Here is a 21,240-nt window from a genome sequence, read left to right on the forward strand (position 1 = left end):
GTGATAATACAAATTAACTATGATTCGATGCTTATCAGGCATCCTTTAAAATAATACCATAAACACTACACTGCTTTTAGTGTAATAACTCGGTATAATTATTCAAACTTTTAGAAAGGAAGGTTCGTACTTGAGAACAGGTAGAGTAGGTAAGTTTACCCTTGGTTTAGGTTTTATTATTATCGGTATTATTTTAATCCGTGTTTGGTTAGTGCCTACGCTGGAAAAAATATTAATTTTGACACCTGAAATCCAAGAAAATGTAATAGAAGAAGACGCCGTTCCGAACTTTACAGATATCAGTGATATTCCAACTAAAAAACAAGTTTTTTTTGATTACCTGGCCCCAGCAGTTAATCATCAAAACGCGCTAATTCAAAATGAAAGAAACTTTTTAAAAGTCATACTGGTTAATCTAGAGAATAAACAGAACTTAACGGATGCTGAAATTTTTAAACTTGAGCAACTAACAACAAAATATAAATACTCTGTCAAAAACTTCAATACAACGACCCTTTCTCCACTACTTGAAAGAGTAGATACGGTACCTGCAAAAATGGTGTTGATACAAGCAGCGAATGAAACAGGTTGGGGTAGTTCAAGGTTCGCCAAAGAAGGTAATAACTATTTTGGTCAATGGTGTTTCTCTAAAGGGTGCGGACTTGTCCCTCTCTCTAGAAAGCCCGGTTTGAACCATGAGGTTGCATCTTTTGATACTCCAGAGGATTCGATCGCTGCGTATATGTTGAACCTCAATACCAATTCAGCATACAGTTTGTTACGTTCAATCAGAGCTGATTTACGTTCACAAAACAAAGAGCCTTCAGCTGAAGAGTTAGTCTTTGGATTAATTCACTATTCTGAACGAAAAGATGCTTACATAGATGAACTACTAGAGATGTTACGCCAAAATAAGGCGTATTTAGCAGGGTTATAAAATGAATTTTAAAAATGTTTCAACGCTAGTAGCAGCTTTGCTACTAAGCCCAACCGTCATTGCCGATTCTGTTTCTATTCCATATGCAGGATTTTATGAAAGGTTAAAACAAGTCAATAAAAACAATTATCAACTGGTTGAAATAGCTTTTAGCGTACCGAAAACTGATAACTGTAAAATGCTTTCAGGTAACATTACCACTGAGAAAGATGAATTTCCTCTGACCTTTGATAAGCAACAACGTTTATATCTTCCATATGATGCGCAGTTAAAATCAGATAGAGGTTTATTAAACATTGAAGTAAAAGGTGATGCATCCCAGTGTGGCGTAGCAATGCAAGTCCGTGCCAAAACAACTCAGCAAGAATATAAACACGACACACTTATTGCTGTTAAAAATGATATGGATGCGTTACTCGATGGCCAACAAGGTTTTCCAATGAAATACTTTAGAAAGCCTATTTCAGGGCTAACCTTTAGTTTTGCTGAGTCTGAGCAATTTGTTACTGTAGAGATTGATGGTAAGACGCAGGCAATAAAAAACCAACTTCAGCTGACATCTGAGCAACTTCAAAACTTACAAATACTTAAGTTCAATGTAAAGCCAAGTATTGTGAGTCCGTACGTTTTGTAACTATGCATATGCTTAAACAAAAAAGCCCTCTATTGAGGGCTTTTTACTAGGTTCAAATTAATGAATCTACATTTTTAAGGCTTATAAGTGGCCACAATATCAATCTTAGCCGCGTCATCCAAATTGATATGTCCGTTATTCGTCGTATCTAAAAAATCAAAAGCGGGTAAGTCAGATTCGGCTACATCACCAGAAAGAGGCGCATCAGCATCTCGTTGTAGTGCTAAGAAATCAAATACATTTCTATCAACCCCCTGTGAAGGAGAAGTGTTTTGCATTGCTGTAAATATTGTTTCTATGCGTCCAGGGAATTCTACATCCCACTGATTGAGCATATCTTTTACTGCGCCGCGTTTTAGATTTTCTTGTGAGCCACATAAATTACAAGGAATGATAGGAAACTTCTTAAGTTCAGCATATTCAGCAATATCTTTTTCTTTGCAGTAAGCTAACGGTCTAATCACCATGTTAGCACCGTCATCAGATAACAGCTTTGGTGGCATTGCTTTCATTTTGCCACCGAAGAACATATTTAAAAATAACGTTTCGATAATGTCATCTCTATGATGACCCAAAGCAATTTTTGTTGCTCCAATACGCTGTGCAAAACCATACAATGTACCACGACGAAGGCGAGAGCATAACGAGCAGGTAGTTTTACCTTCAGGAATTTTATCTTTGACGATTGAATAAGTGTCTTTTTCTAAAATATGATAAGGCACAGACAAAGTATCAAGGTAAGCTGGCAAGATATCTTCTGGGAAACCAGGTTGTTTCTGATCTAAGTTAACAGCCACAATCTCAAATTTGATTGGTGCGCGTTTTTGCAAGTTCAACAAAATGTCGAGCATTGCATAACTGTCTTTACCGCCGGAAAGGCAACACATAATGACGTCACCATCTTCAATCATTTGATAGTCACCTATCGCACGACCTACATCATGACGTAATTTCTTTTCTAATTTTACTTGGCGATCTGCCAAAAGTTTTTCTTGCTGTTGCATATCAGACATTAAAAAGCGCCCAGTAACTATCGTTTCAGGGCGCGTATTATTCCAGCATTCTAGCCGCTGGTAAAGACTTTAGTCTTCAAGTGGTGATTTATAACCCTCAGGTTTAACAGCAAGCAAATCACAATTGATACTATCAATTACATGTTCAGCTGTGTTGCCGATTAATGCAGCTGAAAAACCGGTACGTCCAACAGTGCCTAATATCACCAGTTCAGCATCGAGTTTGAGCGCTAATTCAGGAATAACATCTTCAGGTAAGCCTTCTTCAACATGACAGTTTTCTAATGGAATATTGAAACTGTTAGCTAAATATTGAATACGCTGTTCATGCTGCATTCGCACTGTATCGTTATAACTTGCAGCATCAAATTCAGGTAGTTCGATTGCTAGATTTACTGGTGTACCAGGGTACCCATTTACTAAATGAATTTGAGCTGAAAACTTGGCTGCAAGATTCAATGCACTTTCGATAATTCTAGTATTTAATGTTGAATGCTCATCATCTTCTGATGCAACATTTACAGCACACAAGATTTTCCCTGCTACTGGCCAATCGTGATCTTTAACCATTAATACAGGAATAGGGGCTTTACGCAGCAAGTGCCAGTCAGTTGGAGTAAAGATAATCGACTTTAATTTATCGTGTTCGTGTGTACTTTTTACTAATAAATCGACTTCTTGCTCAATGGCATATTTAATAACACTTTCAAATGGTCTGTTATGCCACACCACTTTCGTATCAATAGTTAAACCATTTTTCATGTATGGCGCAATAGCTTCTGTTAACCAAGTTTCTCGCTGGTCAATGACACCTTGGCGCATAGCTTCTCTTTCATGGCTAGAAAGAATAGATGTCATTTCATATGAGAAGTCGAATATGGTGAGAAAAGCTGTTATTGATGCATTGGACTTGGAAGCAAGTTCAACGGCTCTAGCAAGAGCAGGTTGATTGTCAGTCATTGGGTTAATGACTACCAAAATTTTATTATAATCCTTCATAAAACCTCCAAGCTGTTTTTATATAACTATCACTTTTATCCAAGGTGATGTCGTTGCGTTAGATCATAAAATCCAAATTAACTCATTAAGTTGCGATTCTAGAGTTGCCTGCAAGTTGGCTTAGTGCAACATTATCAACGATGGTGATGTATTTGCCTTTAACTTCAATTAAACCTGCTTTTTGGAAACGACCTAATAAACGACTGATTGTTTCGACAGTTAATCCAAGGTAATTTCCAATGTCTCCACGGGTCATCGTGAGTCTGAACTCATGTGGAGAAAAACCACGACTTCCAAAACGATTAGCAAGGTTGTTGATAAAAGCGGCTAAACGTTCTTCGGCATTTTTCTTAGATAATAATAAAATCATTTCTTGATCGCCCATGATTTCATTACTCATTAAGCGCATAATTTGCTGTCTTAATTTGGGCATAGTGCCTGAAAGCGTATCTAAGGTATCAAAAGGAATTTCACAAACCATTGCTGTTTCAAGAGCTTGGGCGAAACTTTGATGAATTTGAGAGTGAATGCCGTCAAAACCAATGACGTCACCGGCTAAATGAAAGCCAGTAATTTGTTCATCACCTTGCTCAGTAATAGTAAAACTTTTTATGGTACCTGAACGGATAGCGAATAAAGATTTGAGAGGATCACCAGATTTAAATATCTGATCACCTTTTTGAACAGGCTTTTTTCGTTCGATAATATCATCAAGTCTATCGAGCTCGTTACTATCTAACGTAAAAGGAATGCAAAGCGATTCCATACTGCAATCATGACAATGAATTGCACAACCACCAGTAGATGCGCGAAGCTGTTTCGTTTGATCTGTAGGCATATATACTCTCAATTAATTACTACCGTACCATGTTAAACTAATAACAATGCTACAGCTAGTTTAGCTGCATGATGGCGATATAAATAGTTTGTAAGCCAAATACTACAATCAAGATCCCACTTAATAGTCGTACTTGCTTTTTTTGAACCCATCCTGCCAATTTTTTTGCGGTTAATCCTGCACTTAATAGAGCTGGTAAGGTACCTAAACCAAAAGCTAACATTACCATAGCACCGTTTAATGCATCTCCAGCAGCTACCGACCAAGTTAAAGTACTGTAGACTAATCCACAGGGTAACCATCCCCAAATCATTCCAGCAATAGTTGCTTGAAATTGGGTTTTAATAGGTAACAATTTGTTTGCTAGCGGCTTTAATACTGTCCAAAGGCCTTTTCCGAGTTTTTCAATATGAACAACACCGAACCAAATCTGAGCAATGTATAAACCGGTAATTATCATCATAACTCCAGCAAAAATTCTTAAACCAATAAGGTAAGAATCTAGGTCAAACATATAACCTAACGCTGCACTACTGGCACCTGCTAGTGCACCGGCAATGGTATAACTTAGGATCCGACCTAAATTATAGCTAAGTAAAAAGCTCAACTGATTGGCTAAACGATTAGAAGATGTTGCAGGCAAGTTCGTAGCAAAAGCACCGATTAGGCCGCCACACATACCAAAACAATGTGCTGCGCCCATTAAACCTACAAGGAAAGCCCCCCAAACATTAAATTCAATCAAGGTTATTTGGCTTATTGGTAGATGTGTTATTTAAAACAGGCTCTTCATTTAAGGTATTTGCTTGGTCTTTTGATTGTATATTCGAATCTGGCGCAGTGTTGTCTTCATCAAATAATATAGAAACACTTTGTCTATCTAAATCGTCAAATTGTTCTGATTTTACTGCCCAAAAGAAAACCGCCACGGCGACAACCACAAACAGCATGGCAATAGGAATTAAAACGTAGATGATACTCATATTTTTACCCTTAGCAGGCGGAGACTATTTGAAACAACGATAATAGAGCTAATAGACATACCAATCGCTGCTATATATGGCACTACATGACCTGTTACAGCTAAAGGAAGAATAATGATGTTGTAAGCAAATGCCCAGATTAAGTTTTGTTTTATTATTTTATTAGTTAGTTTAGCAAGGTTAATCGCTTGATTAAATTTTGATAGATGATCGCCCAACAAAATTAAATCTGCACTATTTTTTGCAATAGCACTGCCACTGCCCATAGCGACAGATAAATTTGCACCAGCAAGCACTGGAGCATCATTAATCCCGTCACCAAACATAGCTACATGTTGTTTTTTCTGTAAGGTATTAATTAATTCAAGTTTATCGTTAGGACTTAAACCAGAATAAGCGTGTTGAATATTTAATTGCTGCGCAATGTCATTGACATGCTCGCTCGTATCGCCACTCGCCATACTGACTTGTATGCCTGCTGTTTGCAGATCCGTTACCGTTTGCTGACTATCTGACCTTATTAAATCTTGCAGAATAAAGCATGCAGTTACTAAACCATCAATCGATAACCAAAGTAATTGACCTTTACACTGTGAAGCATCTAAACCAATAAACTGTGCGTTACCAATTTTAACTGTTTTCTCTTCTATCTTTGCAGAAATGCCTAAACCTACGTGATGGGAAATCTCTGATGCAACAACATGCTTACTGTAAAATACTGAAAATGCATGAGCAATTGGGTGAAGTGAACCCAACTCTAATGCAGCAGCATATTGCAGAAGTTCTCTTTCTGTATAATCATTGTCGAAAATGATTGTTTTTTCGATAGAGACTGTCCCGCAAGTCAACGTTCCTGTTTTATCAAAAACCACGTGCTCCAATAGAGGAAGTTTTTCAAACACACCTGGTTTTTGAACTATTATGCCTAGCTTTGTAAAAATTGCAGTTGAACAAGTAATTGCAGTTGGCGTAGCAAGTGCTAATGCACAAGGGCAGGTAGCAACTAACACTGACAGCATTACCCAAAAAGCGTCGGCAGGAGAGATAAACAACCAGGCAAAATATGTAATTGCTGCTATAGCGATAATTGCCGTTGAAAAGTAGCTTGCCGATTTATCAACCATTAAAGCAATTTTAGGTTTTGTATTTGAGGCGACTTCTTGTAAACGGATAATTTCTGCGACGAGTTGATCTTGCCCTAGAGCGGTAACTTCGACAGTTAAAGGCTGGTCGACATTGATAGTTCCAGCATAAACCATGTCTTGTTGGTACTTAATTAACGGCATTTGCTCGCCAGTTAACATTGATTCATTTAAGCCTGATTTACCTTCTAGAATGATGCCATCAGCTGCAACAACTTCACCGGGTTTAATTAATATGATGTCGCCAACTTTAAGACGTTTAGCAGGTATTTCAGTAATTTCTTCTATTAAATCGCTGTTTGAGTCTATTTGCGTAGTGGTTTTTAGATTTGCAGTAAGAGGAATTAATTTGTGTAAGTTACTCGAACTTACAGAGGCAGTTTGCTTGGCTTTTTGCTCGAAGAATCTACCCAATAACAAAAAGAAGGTAAACATGGTGACGGACTCGAAATACACTTCACCTGTGCCATTTATCGTCGCAATACAACTCGCAATATAAGCGCCACATATAGCCAGAGACACAGATAAATCCATATTTATCTTGCCGCCAAGTAAACTTCGAACGGCACTAAAATAAAATGGCTGAGCGGAATAAAAAACAACTGGTGCAGCTAAAGTCATACTGACCCAGCGAAAATAATCACGCATTTCAGTATCGTGAATTACAAAATAGTCAGAGTAAAGGGCAAGGGCGAACATCATAACTTGCATAGTCGCAAAGCCCGCTAAACCGAGTCTTAACAAAAACTTTCTACTTTCTACTTTACTTTGTTTTTCTTGTTCATCAACTTGGTACGGCGCAGCTTGATAACCAATACGGCTTATAGTTGATAATATTTCACTGAGTTTTATTTGGGAGTCGTCCCAACTAACTAAAGCACGTTGAGTTGTCGAGTTTACAGCGATTTTATTAACGCCTGAAATTGGCTTTAATTTATGTTCGATTAGCCACGCACAAGCTGCACATGTTATCCCTTCAATTGACACTGAAAGGGTTTTCTCATTATCTTTTGAGTAAACCAAATCTTGTTGGATTTCAGGCAAATCATATGCTGAATACTGAGCTAATTCGCTGGGAACTAACGCAGTTTGTTTACTGCCAGGTTCACTACGGAATTGATAATAACTACTTAAACCTGAATCGATAATAGCTTGAGAGACAGCCTGACAACCAGGGCAGCACATAAGCTGCTCCTGATTATTAATAACAGTTGTAAACTCATTTCCCGTTAGTACGGGTTCATTACAATGAAAGCAACTTCGCATGAAAAATTAATTTAACCAGTATTCTACATCGTCTGTAATTTCAATACGTTGCTGGATTCTCCAACTGGCATCAAAACCTTCTAAGCGCACATTCCAAGCTCCAGAAATGGCATCAGATAATCCGATACGATACGCACCAGTTCCATCTGCAGTCGCGTTAATACTGAAATCTTTTTCTTCTAAAGTAGGGTGAATAAAATCGACTTTTAATGCCGCGCGATATTCAGGTCCGCCATGCTGAGTAATCTTTAATTCATGATCATCAACTTCAACCAAAAACTGCATACCTAAATTTTTAGCTTGTTTGATTTTACGTAAATCCATATTGATGGCTTTACCTTCTTTATAATAATCATCTGAAACAAGCGAGTCTGCGTTATCAATTGCGATGCTCATTGCAACCATACTTTTTATGACCACAACAAGAAGTAAAACGACAATAAACCAAGGCCAAAAATGTTTATACCAGGGAAGAGGAGCAGACATAAAACGGTCCTAAATATTAAGAATTATTATTGTGATATTTTAACTCGAAAAGGCTTAAGAATCACTTAAAAAAAGGCTTCGTTTTCACGAAGCCTTTGATGTTACCGTGTTGTAACTATTTGTTTGATAAGCTATAAACGTACGCAGATATCACGTGAACTTTTTCTTCACCGAGTATATCGTCCCATGCAGGCATTACACCTGCTCGTCCGTTTGCAATTGATTGCATAACCTGCAAACGACTGCTGCCATATAACCAAGCATCGTCAGTTAAATTAGGTGCACCCATAAATTTATTACCGGTTCCGTCCATACCATGACAAGCAAAACAACCTTTCATGAATGAAGCTTGACCTTGCGCTGCGAGAGTAGCGTCATGATCACGACCTGATAATTTAAATACGTATTCAGCTAAACCTTGAATTTCACTGTCTTCGATTGGTAAACCACCTTTAGGCGGCATCATACCGTTACGACCGTTCATAATTGAAGTTTTAATAGTGGCAAGTTCGCCACCATATAACCAATTACCATCAGTTAAGTTAGGGAAACCAATACTACCGCGGGCATCTGAACCATGACACTGAGCACAATTTTGCAGGAATAAACGACCACCTACTTTAAGAGCTTCTTCATCTTTAACTAGCTCTTCTAGCGGAGTCGCTAGATATGCAGCAAAGATAGGGCCATATTTTTCATCAGCAGCAGCAACTTCACGGTCATACTGTGATAAACGATTCTCAGCTTTAGCTAACTCAACCGCCGCTTTAGAGTCTTCTTTAATACCTTGTTCATAACCGACACTTTGATTAGAACTAGTCCAACCAAATAAACCTTGGTAGCTTCCAAGACCTGGGTAAAGTGCAAGATAGATTAAACCAAAGACAATACTGATGTAGAACATATAAGCCCACCACTTAGGAAGCGGGTTATTTAATTCTTCAATACCGTCAAAGGTGTGACCCATTGATTCGCCTTCTTCAATTCCGGTCTTGTTTTTTGAACAAGCACGTAAAAGGAAGAAACAACCTGCAATTACTAACAAAGTTGGAAAAATAATCCAAACATTCCAAAAGATACTCATTACTTGTTATCTCCTGAATGGTTAGTTTGCTTAGCGATTTCATCTTCAGAAAAAATCAGGTTAGCAGCTTCATCAAATTTAGGTTTACTTTTAGAGCTGTAAGCCCAGTAAAATATACCGGCAAATACGACCATAACAATAATGGTAAGAATGCCTTGTAACGTTCCGTAATCCATAATTGCCTCCTTATTTCAGTGCGTGGCCAAGTGACTGAAGATAAGCGATTAACGCTTCTAATTCAGTCTTGCCTTCTACAGCAGCCTGCGCACCAGCAATTTCTTCTTCGGTATACATATTATGATCCGGATGGAAATTGCTTAAGATTTGCATCTTATTACCAGTGAGCTTTCCGTCTAACTTGTTGTTTGCTAACCAAGGGTAAGCAGGCATATTAGACTGTGGTACAACATCACGTGGGTTAATTAAGTGAACTTCATGCCACTTATCACTGTAACGTCCACCAACACGGGCTAAGTCAGGACCAGTACGTTTAGAACCCCATTGGAATGGGTGATCCCATACTGATTCACCAGCTACAGAGTAATGACCATAGCGCTCAGTTTCAGCACGTAAAGGACGGATCATTTGGCTGTGACAGTTATAACAACCCTCACGGACATAGATGTCACGCCCTTCAATCTGTAAAGCATTGTACGGGATTAACCCTTCAACTGGTTCAGTTGTATCTTTAGAGAAAAGTAGCGGGGTAATCTGAACTAAACCGCCGAAACTAATCGCGATTACAGTGAAGATACCTAGCAGACCGATGTTTTTCTCGATTAATTCATGATTAAATTTCATCGTTCTGCTCCTTATGCTTTTTCTTCAGTTAATGGTGGTAAAGAATCTTTAGGTGCATTAACAGTACGGATGACGTTGTACGCCATAATAAACATACCAGTTAAGAAGAACACACCACCAATAAAGCGAACAAAGTAGAAAGGATAAGACGCTTCTAAACTCTCAACAAAACTGTAAGTTAATGTACCGTCAGAGTTAACTGCACGCCACATCAGACCTTGCATCACACCAGAAATCCACATTGCTACGATGTATAACACAGTACCAATTGTCGCTAACCAGAAATGAACATTCACTAAATTAGTGCTGTACATACGGCAATGACCGAATAAAACAGGGATAAGGTGATATAGAGAACCGATAGAAACCATCGCAACCCAACCTAAAGCACCAGAGTGAACATGACCAACAGTCCAATCAGTATAATGCGATAAGGCGTTAACGGTTTTAATTGCCATCATTGGCCCTTCGAAGGTAGACATACCGTAGAAAGACAATGAAACAACTAAGAAACGTAGAACAGGGTCTGTACGTAGCTTATGCCAAGCGCCAGATAAGGTCATAATACCGTTAATCATGCCACCCCAAGAAGGGGCAAATAAGATTAATGACATCACCATACCTAGAGTCTGAGTCCAATCAGGTAAAGCTGTGTAATGAAGGTGATGAGGACCAGCCCAAATGTATAACGCAATCAATGCCCAAAAGTGAACAATTGATAAACGATATGAATAAACAGGGCGACCAGCTTGCTTAGGTACGAAGTAGTACATCATCCCTAAGAAACCTGCAGTTAATAAGAAACCAACCGCATTATGTCCATACCACCACTGCACCATGGCATCAACTGCGCCAGAGTACATGGAATATGATTTGAATAAGCTGACAGGTACGGCCATTGAGTTAACAATGTGCAGCACTGCTACCGTGATAATGAAAGCACCAAAGAACCAGTTCGCAACGTAAATATGCGATGTTGTTCGTTTAATGATTGTGCCAAAGAACACTACTGCATAAGCAACCCAAACAATGGTGATTGCAATATCAATAGGCCACTCTAATTCAGCATACTCTTTACCTGAGGTGAACCCCATAGGTAAGGTGATTGCAGCAGAGAGGATAATGGCTTGCCAACCCCAGAATGTAAATGCAGCTAATTTAGGTGCAAATAAACGGGTTTGACAGGTGCGTTGTACGATATAGTAGGATGTTGCGAAAAGGGCTGAAGTACCAAACGCGAAAATCACGGCATTCGTATGTAGTGGTCTAAGACGACTATACGTTAACCATGAGGTTTCGAAGTTTAGTTGTGGCCAGATCAACTGGGCCGCAATCAATACACCTACTGCCATACCAACGATTCCCCACAAAACTGTGGTTAATGCGAATTGGCGAACAATAGTGTAGTTGTAATCAGCGCCTGTAGGCTGGGAATGATTCATCATAATGCTTCCACGGCTTATTACTTTTACTTTTAATTATAGTAAAGCGGAACTTTACCTGTTTAGGCGACAATAGTTGAAAAAACAAACCAAAATGAAGTTGCTTTTTAACGCGTTGTCAAGGTGTTACCTCATGTTTTTTATATCTATCATGAGGCAATGCAATGATACTTGAGCTGTGTCAAAAAAGATACTCAGGGAGCCCGAGTAAACTTGATCCAGATCAATTTCCTAAAGATAATGTTATCAATTTGAATCATGAGGTTATTATTTGTGCACTTTTTAACAAAGTCTGTTTTCTTGTTATTTTTTATTGCTAATTTAGTAGGATGCGATTCACAAGTTAAAGAATCTAATAGTCCAGGCAGAATTGTCGATGAGACCTTATGCCAATTTAGTGAAGGAGAGTGTAAACAAAATGTACATAATATGACCGTTTCATTGCTTATCGATCCTGTTTTTGCCCCTAGTGAAAAACCTTTACAGGTTAAGCTTAACTTTTCAGAAGCTGTAACTAATGTTGATGTAAGAATAGAAGGTAGAGATATGTTTATGGGCATTATTCCCGTTAAATTAACATCAGATGACTCGAAGTCCTTTTCAGGCCAAGCTATATACGGCTCATGTAGCAGTGATTATATGGTTTGGCGAACAATCATAAGTTTCGAATTAAACGGCGAAGTAAAATCTACTTGGTTTGATTTTTTAGCAGATAATCACTAAAAGCGAACATAGCAATCTAAATTACTATAAATCGTGTTGATAATCATTCTCATTAAGTTATAATTACCTCAAATGAATATTGAGGTAATTATCATGACTAAATTAAACATATCCATTCCGTTAGACAAAATGGCCTCATTAATCCAAAGTGGCCATCTTTGCGTAGCAGACGTGAAAAGCTTAGATATAGAAACCAAAAAACAATTGTGGCAATTATGCTTATTGTCTTGTAACAAACGAGTACATTGCGATGAACCGATAACGCTAAACAATACATCTTCAGATATGATAGATGAGCAGTTAATATCGATGTTTCAAGCTAGTTAATCAAACAAAGTGCACTCGTAATAACCAAAAAAACTCTAATATACAATGAGTCATACAACCATAAATAGTTAATAGCATTTTTAAACTGGCACAAAGTTAAATGGATTTAATCGCTTACAGCAATCAAATCTATCAATAGATTGTGTAGCAACTAATCATGCGTTTTAGTGAGTGATGTTCAAATTCATTGATAGAGTAACGACTAAAGAATCAAATAGAGTAAATGTTATATGATTCAAATGATGCATTAGGTAATTATTGTTCCTAATTTTATATTTAGTTAGGTTATGAACTATAGCTATTAAACTGGATAAAGAATTAACTAATTTCAATTGATGTAAAGCTAGCGAAGCAAACTAAATTATTTCAACTCGCGGAATATAATCTTATCGAAAGTTCATTGAGAATAGTTCACTAAAACAGAAGTTAAGCTGCATTAAACCATCTTAGAAAATAAACTCATCAAATCAAATTTCAAGTTCCAAGTTTCAAAATAGGTTATGTATTTCTTTCAGTCATTAAATTAGAGGTGAGGATTAGAATTTTAGGTTTATCTTATAATTAGATGAAACTCTATTTAACATAATATACATTGTGCGTAGTTATAAATAACCATGATCAGGTATTGGTTTAGGTTGCATTTAAGGATAATTAAACAGTTTCAGCTATCAGAGTAACAAAAGTCTATTTTAAATGGTGCTTGTACGTGAAATCTGAAGCTCAACACCTTGGTTGTTTCTCAGATTTCACGTACAAGCGCTTATGTTTTACGCTAGATGATCTAAAGGTTTGTTAGCGGCACTCTGATGTCGTTCTGTTTGTGTGGTATGCAGATATTGCGATGTGGTATCAATACTTTCATGACCAGCATCAGCTTGGACATGTGATAATGGTCTTTGATTAATATTAATATCATGCGTAATACCGGTATGCCTGATATTGTGCGCAGTTAGCTGCCGCATGAGTTCACTATCATGCTCAAATCCATCAGCTAAAGCATTGTCTGCAGCTAGGTTAATTAAGGTGTCGATCTCTTCACGTATTTGTCTTATACCAAGATTTGCATTTACCACTCCAGCTTCACGACCGTGAGCTGCGGCTTTATGTCTAATGAATATCGGGTGCTGTTCATTCAAACTTGGTAATTCGCTTAGGCCCAAAAACCTACGATATCTTTTTAAGCCATCCAACAATGAGGACGATATTGCAATGTTTCTCGCTTTACCACTTTTTGAAAAAGGTACATAAAAATACCAAATTCCATTATGCACGTCTTTTCTAAACTGGCTCATCATCGGAGAGTAACCTGCACGACCGCTTATTTCTGAAATACGTAAATAACAGCTGTACATAATATTAATTAAGAACAGGCTTCGCTGATGTTTAGCAGGTTCTTTATCTGCCAAATCCGATACAGTGCTTACGACATATGACCACTGCAACTTAGTAAATGCATGATTATTATCATCTTCATTCTTTACATATTTACGATTTTGCGCAAAACGACTGTGCTTTAACCAAAGCTGTGCTGGATTACGTTCGGTGTATTCTTCACTATTTAAGTAGCCATAAAATGAAGACAAAATGGCTACTTTAGTTTTGAGTGCATTGTCACTTAAGCTATAAGGAAGTTTTTCACCTAGTTTTTTCTTCCCAACAAATGGTCTCCAGGTAGAATTAGGATATCTAACACCTGATTGTTTATCAGTTTTAAACTGAGCGACATTAAAGTAACCCACTAATTCTAAAGGTGGGTTCTCGCAATAATTAATATAGCGAGCCATATCCTTACGGGTTATTTGAATTGGCGATAAACTGACAACATCAAAGCACCAATGAAGGAATGTGGTCAGCTCACTCCGATAAGCTTTATAGTTGTTTTCAGATTGCCTTTGTTCAAATAGCCAGTCTGAGCAATGCTCTATAATAAGACCTGCATCTGGTACTTTTTTCAGTGATATAGTGGTGATATGTTGATTGATATAACTATTACCAGACAGGATAAATTCAGCAGAATCAAATAGTGGATATACCGGTGGCTTATCGTTATGCATAATCTTATCTAATTGAAATAATTAGTATATTATACATTAATTAGTTAATGCCGATAACGTTATTTATCGGCATTAAAAGCAATGAGTTTTACTGGATGAAGCTTTTCGAATTACTAGGTTTAGTCAAATCACTCTGTCAACCAAGCTAGTGCTTCTGCTTTATCTTCAAAATATTTAGATTCTCCATGAATGAACCATTTAGCGACTTTACCAGCAAATTCTTGCCAGCCTTTATTGCCATAAATCGCAATTTTTTCAAATTCATTACCGTGCTTTAAACCAAGTTTCAAGTCATCCCAAGCCGCCCTTGCTTCCCAACCGTCAAGCTCAATACCATCAATAAAAACATTTACTTTCGGGTGTTTAACTTCTGATAATGCTGAATCAATTATGGGAGTGATAGCCAGATAATCTTGATGGGTTAACGTACCTTTTGCTTTTAAAGAAAGGAAAATATCACTGTTTACTCTCTCGATACCAATAGAAAAGCCATGTGTTACATCATTCATTTTAAGCTCCTTGAAAACATTATCCAAAACTAATATAGATAGAAGGTCTTCCCTATCTGCTCTACAAATAAGCTAACATATTTGTCTACTCAAATATCAACCAAGAAGTTACTTCTTGGATTTGAAAGAAAGTTAGATTGCTATTTATTTAGCTAGCCTTTTTTATAAAGCGTTGTTTTTAGTCATATATAAACAGTTTGGTAGCCCAATACTTTCTGGGTATTGGGTCTCAATAAAACCAAATGACTCATAAGCTTTAATCGCTTTTTTATTGTCTGCTAGCACAAATAAAGAAGCACTAGTTAAGCTTAATTGTGTTAAGCCGCTATTTATTAATCGTTGAAGTAACACTTGGCCAATTCCCTTTCCTCGCATTACTGGAGAAACTGCAATTCTGGCTAAATGACACTTATCTAATCTTTGGTAATATTGACCGAATCCCAGTAAAGAATCACTTTCATCGGTAAGTGTGAATGAAGATAAATTAGCTAGGTTAAGATCTCGTTTGAATGAATCGGCACTAAAGGGAAAACTAAAGACTGGACCGCCCCATTGGAACAAGCTGTCTTGATCAGGAAACCAAGTCATTAAAAGTTTGATATGTTCAGGGCTTGGAGCTACGAGTTGGTATGGCATTTTCTATTTAAACCTGATTTTAATTAGACTTGTCATGATTAAACCTGCCTTTATTTAACTTAGCTTCATTAAAGCGGTATTAACGCTGTTTTAGATGATTCAAGTGATCAACCATCACGAAGCAAAGTTCAATATATTGTATGGCTTCAACCTTACCCACTTCATAACCTTTAGCGTGGGCGACTTTATTGCGAAGTACACGTAATTCGCTGAATAACTTTGCCTTTTTGGTATCAATAATATTTTCACTAACCAATGTTTCTTCAATATCTTTATAGCGTGTATTTGAATCTAGAATCACATTCGGTAATTTAGTGCTAATAAGGTTCTCGGCAGCTTTATCGACTTCACTCCACGCTTCTAAAATCGAAGAGCTGGGCAGGTTTTCAACCGATGCTATTAAAACTGACTTTCTATCAATTTCAAGTTCAGGAAATGCGCCTTCTGCCTTTTTAGATACCGCTTTTAAATCTTGGCCAAACTCCACTTCGAAATCTTTGAATTTAAGCTTTTTCGCTAAAGGAATTAAGGCTGACAATGGTTTTTGAAGAGTGATTACACTAAAGATAAACACCATTGGCCATACTAACTTATCCAACAGTTCGATAAAAAATTGCATTCCATTCATTAGTTTTCACATATCCTTTGTTAAAATTTATAAACTTTTATTGATTGCCAAGTTACTGTTTAAGATAAATGATTTGGCGAGTTAATCGACTATAGATAGTAACTCAGTTAACTAAGAGATTGAAATGCATGGCTTATTAGGCGTTTTTAATACTTTAGGGTTAAACCAAATAGCCTTAACCCCTGCGGTGATAGCTGGTTCAAAATCTCTTTCTAATGAATCCCCCACCATGATCACATTAAGGTAATCAATATTTAACGCTGCGCAAATTTGAGTAAAATACTCAGCTGTGCCTTTAGGTATCCCAAGATTTGATTTACAAAAAATACCGCTAAAATATTCCGCAAGTTTTACACGCTCTAAAGCATTAACAATTTCACCTTCAGTTGAATCATCAGCACCTGTTGCCAAGTAAATCTGATATCCACATTGTCGTAAATTACTGAGTGTTTGTATTGCACCATCAACCTCAGCAACGGTTTTCCATTCACACATTTTGCCATCTGAATCCGAAAAATTGATCATTAGGGTGCCACCCCAATCAAATAATATTACTTTTGCAGACATATCCTTTGCCTTTAGATTTGTTAGTTAGGGTGAAATAATTTCTGTTTGAGATTTAGCATTACAGAGAAAAGTTGAATACTTTAATATTTTAAAACTTGATAAATGAGTATATGAGGAAGGTAAAATAGATACAAAAATACGTAATAATAATCTATCAGTTCTCAAGCATTACAGCTGCTTTCTCTCTTCGACACATTCGTACGAACCCATTTCAAATTCACGACACACCCATGGTCTATTTTCATAAATAGTACACATCAAGGTTTCTCTATCAACTGCAACACACCAACCATCATCTAGTCTCTGCATGACTTCACCGCCCCATTGATCTTCACCGATATATTCTTCAGGCACACCAGTATCAGATATAAGGATCACTTCTAGTTTGCAGCAACAGGCTTTGCAATCTGTACATGCGATACTGGTATCAATATCTGTACTATCGACACTTAAAATTTCGGTTATTTCTATTTTCATCGGCTTGTTGTTTAGAGATCGTTTTAGTGATGCTTATTTAAAGACAGTCATTGACTCAGTAAGTCAGTGATTAAGGCTGTATCAAAGATAATACCTTAGGCTAGAGTCTTTACATAATCTAGATAACTTATTTATAGATTTTAATTGCGCTTGCTTAAATTTAACTCAGTAACTGAGCGATTTAACTTCTTGTTGCGTCAAAAAACGCCATTGCCCTTCGGGAATATCAAGTGCCACCGAGCCTATTTGCTGTCGATGCAATTGATTCACTCGATTTCCTACCGAAAAAAACATTCTTTTGACTTGGTGGTATCGACCTTCTGTAATCGTTAACCACACCTGATTTTTAAGCTGAGGATTCAACTCCATTACATTCTGATTATCGGTGCACAGGGCTAATTTTGCAGGTTTAGTTATCTTAGTCTCACCAGCTAACATTAAACCTTGTTGAAACTGGTTGATAAGACCTTCATCAATTGGTTTTGATAGGTTTACGCGATAAGTTTTTTCACATGATAACTCTGGTCGCATGATATTAAATGACCAACGTCCATCGTCGGTAATGAATACAAGCCCTGTTGTATCGGCATCTAAGCGACCAGCTATATGTAATTCATCTTTATTTTTAATATCAATTTGATTCAGTATTGAAGGATAGTCACCGTCGACATTCGAACAAATGGTATTTATCGGTTTATGAAACATTAAGTACCGAAATGGCCTAGGAGTTAGTACCTCTTGTTGCATTTTTATTTGGTTATTTTCGTGTACCTGAAACCGACAATCACGAACAACCAGGCCATTGACAGTCACTAGCCCCGTCTCAATCACATCTTTAACGGCAGACTTGTCTAGAGAACAGCTGCGAAGTACAAACTTATCTAATCTCATAATTCTCTTTTCATTACAGCCAGTGAGATTCCAAATAAAAAACGGCCATTAAGGCCGTTTATAATGGAGTGAATTCTAATTAAAACCATACTTCTTCAATTGCATCAGCAATTACACCACCAAAGTTACCGATGATATTACTTTGGCCACCAGTGTACATAGCAAATGAGTTATCTTCTGCCGCACTTTCATCATCTGCTGTTAAATAATATATCAAAGACGGAAATTGGACCAATGTCGCATCATCCATAATTTCCGCTGCAGTAACTCTTTTAAAATCATCATTGCTAAGCTCAATAAAGGCTATTTCGGCTAATTCATCTGCTGATACTTCTTCGACACTTGTATTATTGGTTAACACTATTGGGTTTTCAGAATCACTAGAAAGGACAATATTTGCCGTTGCAAAATCTTCAGGTTCTTCCCAAGTGTAAGTAAAGCCACCATTTTGCTTATAAGTACGGGTATTTTCAAAATAGACTTTTGATGATGCTTTAACAGTACTTAAATGAAACACTACAGTACTGACATTGTAGCTTTTTGCGTTACCGTTTTTGATAACAGCTTCATCCATAATATATTGAACTTTAACTTCGCGTGTACCATCACTATCCACGCTATTTATACAGTGAGTTTCAATTTTTTTAGTTGCGACACATAAGCGTTCAATAACATTATCTGATAAGCCAAGCTGCCTAGCTTCATCTTTAAATCCAGAATCGATTTCTGCATCAGGTGTATTAGATGGTGGGTGAATAATATCTTCAATGATGTCACAGCCGCTTAGGGTTAAGCACATTGTTCCAACTATCAATATTCTAGTCATAATCAATTCCAAACAACTCAAAAAAATTGATGTATTATGTCACAAACTGTCGATTAATGAACAAGTTGAACGCAAAACTACTTAAATATTAGACTTGACTCGATGATTTGATAGAAAGTTTTAACACTAAGGTTAAGGTATCAATGATGATTAAACAGAATGTAGTAAAAACTTTCAGGAAATAAGCTAAGAGTTAATTTGTTGTCATGTTTACTCAGAACTAAAACTCATCAAAAATAACACTGGCCGCTTATCAATTCAGCGCCATTAACTTAGGTTTCTCATTTAACATTTGAATCATATCGACTTCAACTAACTCGCGTTAAAACCCCTTACATTTATGCTTCCCATGCTTAGGGGTCTAAGTTTAAGAAGCCGCTCGCTTCTAATACTCAATTTCAATCATCTTTTTAATTTTGTAAGCCTTTTCAAAATGATCTAATTGATGAGTTTCAATCCACCAAGTCGCAGCTTGCATCAGCAACTTTGGGTTATCATTTTTATTTGCAAAAAAAGCGTAAAAAGACAATCCAACTGACTCACCTTTTTGTAATATTTTTTTATCACACACACTTATTATGTGTTGTCGTAGCTCTGGATTCATACATTACTCAGTTATAGCTTGCCATAGTTGATAGTTTTAAAAATTATGCACCGATTATTTTACGTGAATGTTTCGATATTAGCTTTTGTGCAATCATTGAAATAATGATACTTAAAACAATTGACCCAATTAAACTGACTAGACCATATAGCGCTATCTCTAAAGCATTTCTATCCGTTATTAACCAGTTTTGCGCAGCGTAAATTATCCACCCCATGAAAAATACATGTAAAAAATAGATAGAAAATGCCATATCACCTAGACGCCCTATCACTTTCCATACCATCGAGTGAGTTAACGTTTGTTTTCTTTCTGAATATACGTCTTGATAAACTTTCTGATTTATTGTGGTTTTAGCATGTTTGTCATCTGTATTGCCAAAAAGCCTATGCAATCCATATAATGCCACGCCGCTAATTATTAGCTTTTGCATATAAATCAGTGACTGCCTTACCGAGAACCAGCCAATATCAATATAATCAAAATAATAGCTAATAATAATGGTTACACATAACCCGAAAAGTACACAATATAGCTTGATAATATGTTGCCCTATCCAATGTAAGACTTGCTGTAAATGACAACCAACAAAAATACCAGTGGTATAAGCACCAACAAAATAGATAAACGTTTGAAGTTTTATAAAATCAGGGAAAGGACTACGGGAAATAAATAATGGGATCACTATCAATAGTAAAGCAACCCACTTCAATTTGGGGCTAGTCACTATTTCCCAAAGCAAAGGGGTTAATAGGTATAAGCTCATTAAAACCGGAATGTACCACATATGAATAGAGGCTTTGCCTAACCATAAACTCAGGAAGAACTCTTGTAATCCAAGATCACTTTGCCAGCCATTATAGAGCGAGAAATAAAACAGCGACATCGTAATATAAGGCAAAACCACATTGAACAACTTACTAAGATAAAACTGCTTCCATGAACGCTTAGCTAGCACTAAGCTAAATAACACCCCTGAGATCAGCGCAAAATACAATGTCGAACCGTGAAATAGCATTTCAGTGACTGAAAATAGTACTTCAAGCCCCAATGAATCCAAACTCCCAGTCCAAAAAATCATAAAAGACCACGCATGCGCGCCGACAATAGCAATGATAGCTAGCCCCCTCAGTAAATGTAGAGGATGATTAAAGTTTGTTTTAGTAACATTTTCAGGGGCGACTATGTTACTTATGCTTATATTAGGCTCATTCAACGAAGTAAGTGCTTTAACTGACGTTTTTATGATTTCCATGTCTCTATTTCTAATTAAGAAATTCCTTACGTATTAATCTAACTACTGTCCTAATTTTGTTCAAATACATACGATTGCAGAGCAATAATGGGTGTTCTGCAATCTGTATTTTTTATCC

25 protein-coding genes are annotated in these 21,240 nt (G+C 37.0%); 4 read left to right on the forward strand and 21 right to left on the reverse strand.

Going from position 1 to position 21,240, the window contains the following annotated elements; genetic code table 11:
- Window positions 1-130 precede the first annotated feature (130 nt).
- The gene (locus AC0L4E_RS08760) at window positions 131-937 is read left to right on the forward strand and encodes a glucosaminidase domain-containing protein (RefSeq protein ID WP_473678876.1); all 807 of its coding nucleotides are present in this window, start codon (window positions 131-133) and stop codon (window positions 935-937) included.
- A gap of 1 nt (window position 938) precedes the next feature.
- A complete protein-coding gene (locus AC0L4E_RS08765; RefSeq protein ID WP_473678877.1) occupies window positions 939-1,571 on the forward strand; it encodes a DUF2987 domain-containing protein in 633 nt (210 codons plus the stop codon).
- Between the two features lie 74 nt (window positions 1,572-1,645).
- On the opposite strand, the gene ttcA is transcribed toward AC0L4E_RS08765, so the two are convergent.
- From ttcA to ccoN, 11 genes are all read right to left on the reverse strand, one after another.
- Window positions 1,646-2,584, reverse strand: coding sequence for a tRNA 2-thiocytidine(32) synthetase TtcA (ttcA, locus tag AC0L4E_RS08770; protein WP_473678878.1), 939 nt, complete (start codon window positions 2,582-2,584; stop codon window positions 1,646-1,648).
- 69 nt (window positions 2,585-2,653) lie between these two features.
- Window positions 2,654-3,583, reverse strand: a complete 930-nt coding sequence (gene uspE, locus AC0L4E_RS08775; RefSeq protein ID WP_473678879.1) for a universal stress protein UspE — start codon at window positions 3,581-3,583, stop codon at window positions 2,654-2,656.
- 85 nt (window positions 3,584-3,668) lie between these two features.
- On the reverse strand, window positions 3,669-4,421 hold the full coding sequence (gene etrA, locus AC0L4E_RS08780) for an electron transport transcriptional regulator EtrA (RefSeq protein WP_473678880.1): 753 nt from the start codon (window positions 4,419-4,421) through the stop codon (window positions 3,669-3,671).
- A gap of 55 nt (window positions 4,422-4,476) precedes the next feature.
- Window positions 4,477-5,166 carry a sulfite exporter TauE/SafE family protein gene (locus AC0L4E_RS08785; protein WP_473678881.1) on the reverse strand — a complete coding sequence of 230 codons (690 nt, stop codon included), beginning with the start codon at window positions 5,164-5,166 and terminating at the stop codon, window positions 4,477-4,479.
- Window positions 5,159-5,404: a cbb3-type cytochrome oxidase assembly protein CcoS gene (gene ccoS / locus AC0L4E_RS08790; protein WP_473678882.1), complete on the reverse strand. Its 246-nt coding sequence runs from the start codon at window positions 5,402-5,404 to the stop codon at window positions 5,159-5,161. The genes AC0L4E_RS08785 and ccoS overlap by 8 nt, the downstream gene beginning before the upstream one ends.
- Window positions 5,401-7,812 (reverse strand): heavy metal translocating P-type ATPase, encoded by a 2,412-nt coding sequence (locus AC0L4E_RS08795; protein ID WP_473678883.1) that lies wholly within the window; start codon window positions 7,810-7,812, stop codon window positions 5,401-5,403. Before AC0L4E_RS08795 ends, ccoS begins: the two co-directional genes overlap by 4 nt.
- Window positions 7,813-7,818: 6 nt before the next feature.
- Window positions 7,819-8,298 carry a FixH family protein gene (locus AC0L4E_RS08800; RefSeq protein WP_299570723.1) on the reverse strand — a complete coding sequence of 160 codons (480 nt, stop codon included), beginning with the start codon at window positions 8,296-8,298 and terminating at the stop codon, window positions 7,819-7,821.
- A gap of 115 nt (window positions 8,299-8,413) precedes the next feature.
- Window positions 8,414-9,382, reverse strand: a complete 969-nt coding sequence (gene ccoP / locus AC0L4E_RS08805) for a cytochrome-c oxidase, cbb3-type subunit III (protein ID WP_473678884.1) — start codon at window positions 9,380-9,382, stop codon at window positions 8,414-8,416.
- Window positions 9,382-9,558, reverse strand: a complete 177-nt coding sequence (locus AC0L4E_RS08810) for a cbb3-type cytochrome oxidase subunit 3 (RefSeq protein WP_473678885.1) — start codon at window positions 9,556-9,558, stop codon at window positions 9,382-9,384. The genes ccoP and AC0L4E_RS08810 overlap by 1 nt, the downstream gene beginning before the upstream one ends.
- Before the next feature lie 10 nt (window positions 9,559-9,568).
- On the reverse strand, window positions 9,569-10,183 hold the full coding sequence (ccoO, locus tag AC0L4E_RS08815) for a cytochrome-c oxidase, cbb3-type subunit II (RefSeq protein WP_299570728.1): 615 nt from the start codon (window positions 10,181-10,183) through the stop codon (window positions 9,569-9,571).
- 11 nt (window positions 10,184-10,194) lie between these two features.
- Window positions 10,195-11,628, reverse strand: a complete 1,434-nt coding sequence (gene ccoN / locus AC0L4E_RS08820; protein WP_473678886.1) for a cytochrome-c oxidase, cbb3-type subunit I — start codon at window positions 11,626-11,628, stop codon at window positions 10,195-10,197.
- Between the two features lie 270 nt (window positions 11,629-11,898).
- On the opposite strand from ccoN, the gene AC0L4E_RS08825 reads away from it, so the two are divergent.
- A complete protein-coding gene (locus AC0L4E_RS08825) occupies window positions 11,899-12,348 on the forward strand; it encodes a hypothetical protein (protein ID WP_473678887.1) in 450 nt (149 codons plus the stop codon).
- Window positions 12,349-12,441: 93 nt separating this feature from the next.
- Window positions 12,442-12,675 carry a hypothetical protein gene (locus AC0L4E_RS08830; protein WP_473678888.1) on the forward strand — a complete coding sequence of 78 codons (234 nt, stop codon included), beginning with the start codon at window positions 12,442-12,444 and terminating at the stop codon, window positions 12,673-12,675.
- A gap of 767 nt (window positions 12,676-13,442) precedes the next feature.
- Here the strand turns inward: AC0L4E_RS08830 and AC0L4E_RS08835 are convergent.
- From AC0L4E_RS08835 to AC0L4E_RS08880, 10 genes are all read right to left on the reverse strand, one after another.
- Window positions 13,443-14,729, reverse strand: a complete 1,287-nt coding sequence (locus tag AC0L4E_RS08835) for a tyrosine-type recombinase/integrase (RefSeq protein ID WP_473678889.1) — start codon at window positions 14,727-14,729, stop codon at window positions 13,443-13,445.
- Window positions 14,730-14,857: 128 nt separating this feature from the next.
- Window positions 14,858-15,238, reverse strand: coding sequence for a SpoIIAA family protein (locus tag AC0L4E_RS08840; RefSeq protein ID WP_473678890.1), 381 nt, complete (start codon window positions 15,236-15,238; stop codon window positions 14,858-14,860).
- A 162-nt stretch (window positions 15,239-15,400) separates the two neighbouring features.
- Complete coding sequence (locus AC0L4E_RS08845) at window positions 15,401-15,874, reverse strand: GNAT family N-acetyltransferase (protein ID WP_473678891.1); 474 nt, start codon at window positions 15,872-15,874, stop codon at window positions 15,401-15,403.
- Window positions 15,875-15,953: 79 nt separating this feature from the next.
- Entirely contained in the window at window positions 15,954-16,502 is a 549-nt protein-coding gene (locus AC0L4E_RS08850; protein WP_473678892.1) for a DUF4145 domain-containing protein, read from the reverse strand.
- Between the two features lie 111 nt (window positions 16,503-16,613).
- Window positions 16,614-17,069 (reverse strand): HAD family hydrolase, encoded by a 456-nt coding sequence (locus AC0L4E_RS08855; RefSeq protein ID WP_473678893.1) that lies wholly within the window; start codon window positions 17,067-17,069, stop codon window positions 16,614-16,616.
- A 168-nt stretch (window positions 17,070-17,237) separates the two neighbouring features.
- Window positions 17,238-17,546 carry a YkgJ family cysteine cluster protein gene (locus AC0L4E_RS08860; protein WP_473678894.1) on the reverse strand — a complete coding sequence of 103 codons (309 nt, stop codon included), beginning with the start codon at window positions 17,544-17,546 and terminating at the stop codon, window positions 17,238-17,240.
- Window positions 17,547-17,711: 165 nt separating this feature from the next.
- Complete coding sequence (locus AC0L4E_RS08865; RefSeq protein WP_473678895.1) at window positions 17,712-18,437, reverse strand: pseudouridine synthase; 726 nt, start codon at window positions 18,435-18,437, stop codon at window positions 17,712-17,714.
- Window positions 18,438-18,516: 79 nt separating this feature from the next.
- A complete protein-coding gene (locus AC0L4E_RS08870) occupies window positions 18,517-19,263 on the reverse strand; it encodes a hypothetical protein (protein ID WP_473678896.1) in 747 nt (248 codons plus the stop codon).
- Between the two features lie 385 nt (window positions 19,264-19,648).
- A complete protein-coding gene (locus AC0L4E_RS08875; RefSeq protein ID WP_473678897.1) occupies window positions 19,649-19,867 on the reverse strand; it encodes a DUF6500 family protein in 219 nt (72 codons plus the stop codon).
- 43 nt (window positions 19,868-19,910) lie between these two features.
- Complete coding sequence (locus tag AC0L4E_RS08880; protein ID WP_473678898.1) at window positions 19,911-21,122, reverse strand: acyltransferase; 1,212 nt, start codon at window positions 21,120-21,122, stop codon at window positions 19,911-19,913.
- Window positions 21,123-21,240: the final 118 nt, after the last annotated feature.

The sequence above is a fragment of the Shewanella sp. GJ50-10 genome, from assembly GCF_055808815.1.

Coding starts and splice junctions, on each gene's coding strand:
- uspE (WP_473678879.1), bottom strand. CDS start 3,583: ATGAAGGATTATAATAAAATTTTGGTAGTCATTAACCCAATGACTGAC.
- AC0L4E_RS08840 (WP_473678890.1), bottom strand. CDS start 15,238: ATGAATGATGTAACACATGGCTTTTCTATTGGTATCGAGAGAGTAAAC.
- AC0L4E_RS08865 (WP_473678895.1), bottom strand. CDS start 18,437: ATGAGATTAGATAAGTTTGTACTTCGCAGCTGTTCTCTAGACAAGTCT.
- AC0L4E_RS08800 (WP_299570723.1), bottom strand. CDS start 8,298: ATGTCTGCTCCTCTTCCCTGGTATAAACATTTTTGGCCTTGGTTTATT.
- AC0L4E_RS08870 (WP_473678896.1), bottom strand. CDS start 19,263: ATGACTAGAATATTGATAGTTGGAACAATGTGCTTAACCCTAAGCGGC.
- ttcA (WP_473678878.1), bottom strand. CDS start 2,584: ATGTCTGATATGCAACAGCAAGAAAAACTTTTGGCAGATCGCCAAGTA.
- AC0L4E_RS08765 (WP_473678877.1), top strand. CDS start 939: ATGAATTTTAAAAATGTTTCAACGCTAGTAGCAGCTTTGCTACTAAGC.
- ccoP (WP_473678884.1), bottom strand. CDS start 9,382: ATGAGTATCTTTTGGAATGTTTGGATTATTTTTCCAACTTTGTTAGTA.
- AC0L4E_RS08830 (WP_473678888.1), top strand. CDS start 12,442: ATGACTAAATTAAACATATCCATTCCGTTAGACAAAATGGCCTCATTA.
- AC0L4E_RS08855 (WP_473678893.1), bottom strand. CDS start 17,069: ATGTCTGCAAAAGTAATATTATTTGATTGGGGTGGCACCCTAATGATC.
- AC0L4E_RS08795 (WP_473678883.1), bottom strand. CDS start 7,812: ATGCGAAGTTGCTTTCATTGTAATGAACCCGTACTAACGGGAAATGAG.
- AC0L4E_RS08875 (WP_473678897.1), bottom strand. CDS start 19,867: ATGAATCCAGAGCTACGACAACACATAATAAGTGTGTGTGATAAAAAA.
- AC0L4E_RS08845 (WP_473678891.1), bottom strand. CDS start 15,874: ATGCCATACCAACTCGTAGCTCCAAGCCCTGAACATATCAAACTTTTA.
- ccoO (WP_299570728.1), bottom strand. CDS start 10,183: ATGAAATTTAATCATGAATTAATCGAGAAAAACATCGGTCTGCTAGGT.
- AC0L4E_RS08860 (WP_473678894.1), bottom strand. CDS start 17,546: ATGAAAATAGAAATAACCGAAATTTTAAGTGTCGATAGTACAGATATT.
- AC0L4E_RS08880 (WP_473678898.1), bottom strand. CDS start 21,122: ATGGAAATCATAAAAACGTCAGTTAAAGCACTTACTTCGTTGAATGAG.
- ccoN (WP_473678886.1), bottom strand. CDS start 11,628: ATGATGAATCATTCCCAGCCTACAGGCGCTGATTACAACTACACTATT.
- etrA (WP_473678880.1), bottom strand. CDS start 4,421: ATGCCTACAGATCAAACGAAACAGCTTCGCGCATCTACTGGTGGTTGT.
- ccoS (WP_473678882.1), bottom strand. CDS start 5,404: ATGAGTATCATCTACGTTTTAATTCCTATTGCCATGCTGTTTGTGGTT.
- AC0L4E_RS08850 (WP_473678892.1), bottom strand. CDS start 16,502: ATGAATGGAATGCAATTTTTTATCGAACTGTTGGATAAGTTAGTATGG.
- AC0L4E_RS08810 (WP_473678885.1), bottom strand. CDS start 9,558: ATGGATTACGGAACGTTACAAGGCATTCTTACCATTATTGTTATGGTC.
- AC0L4E_RS08835 (WP_473678889.1), bottom strand. CDS start 14,729: ATGCATAACGATAAGCCACCGGTATATCCACTATTTGATTCTGCTGAA.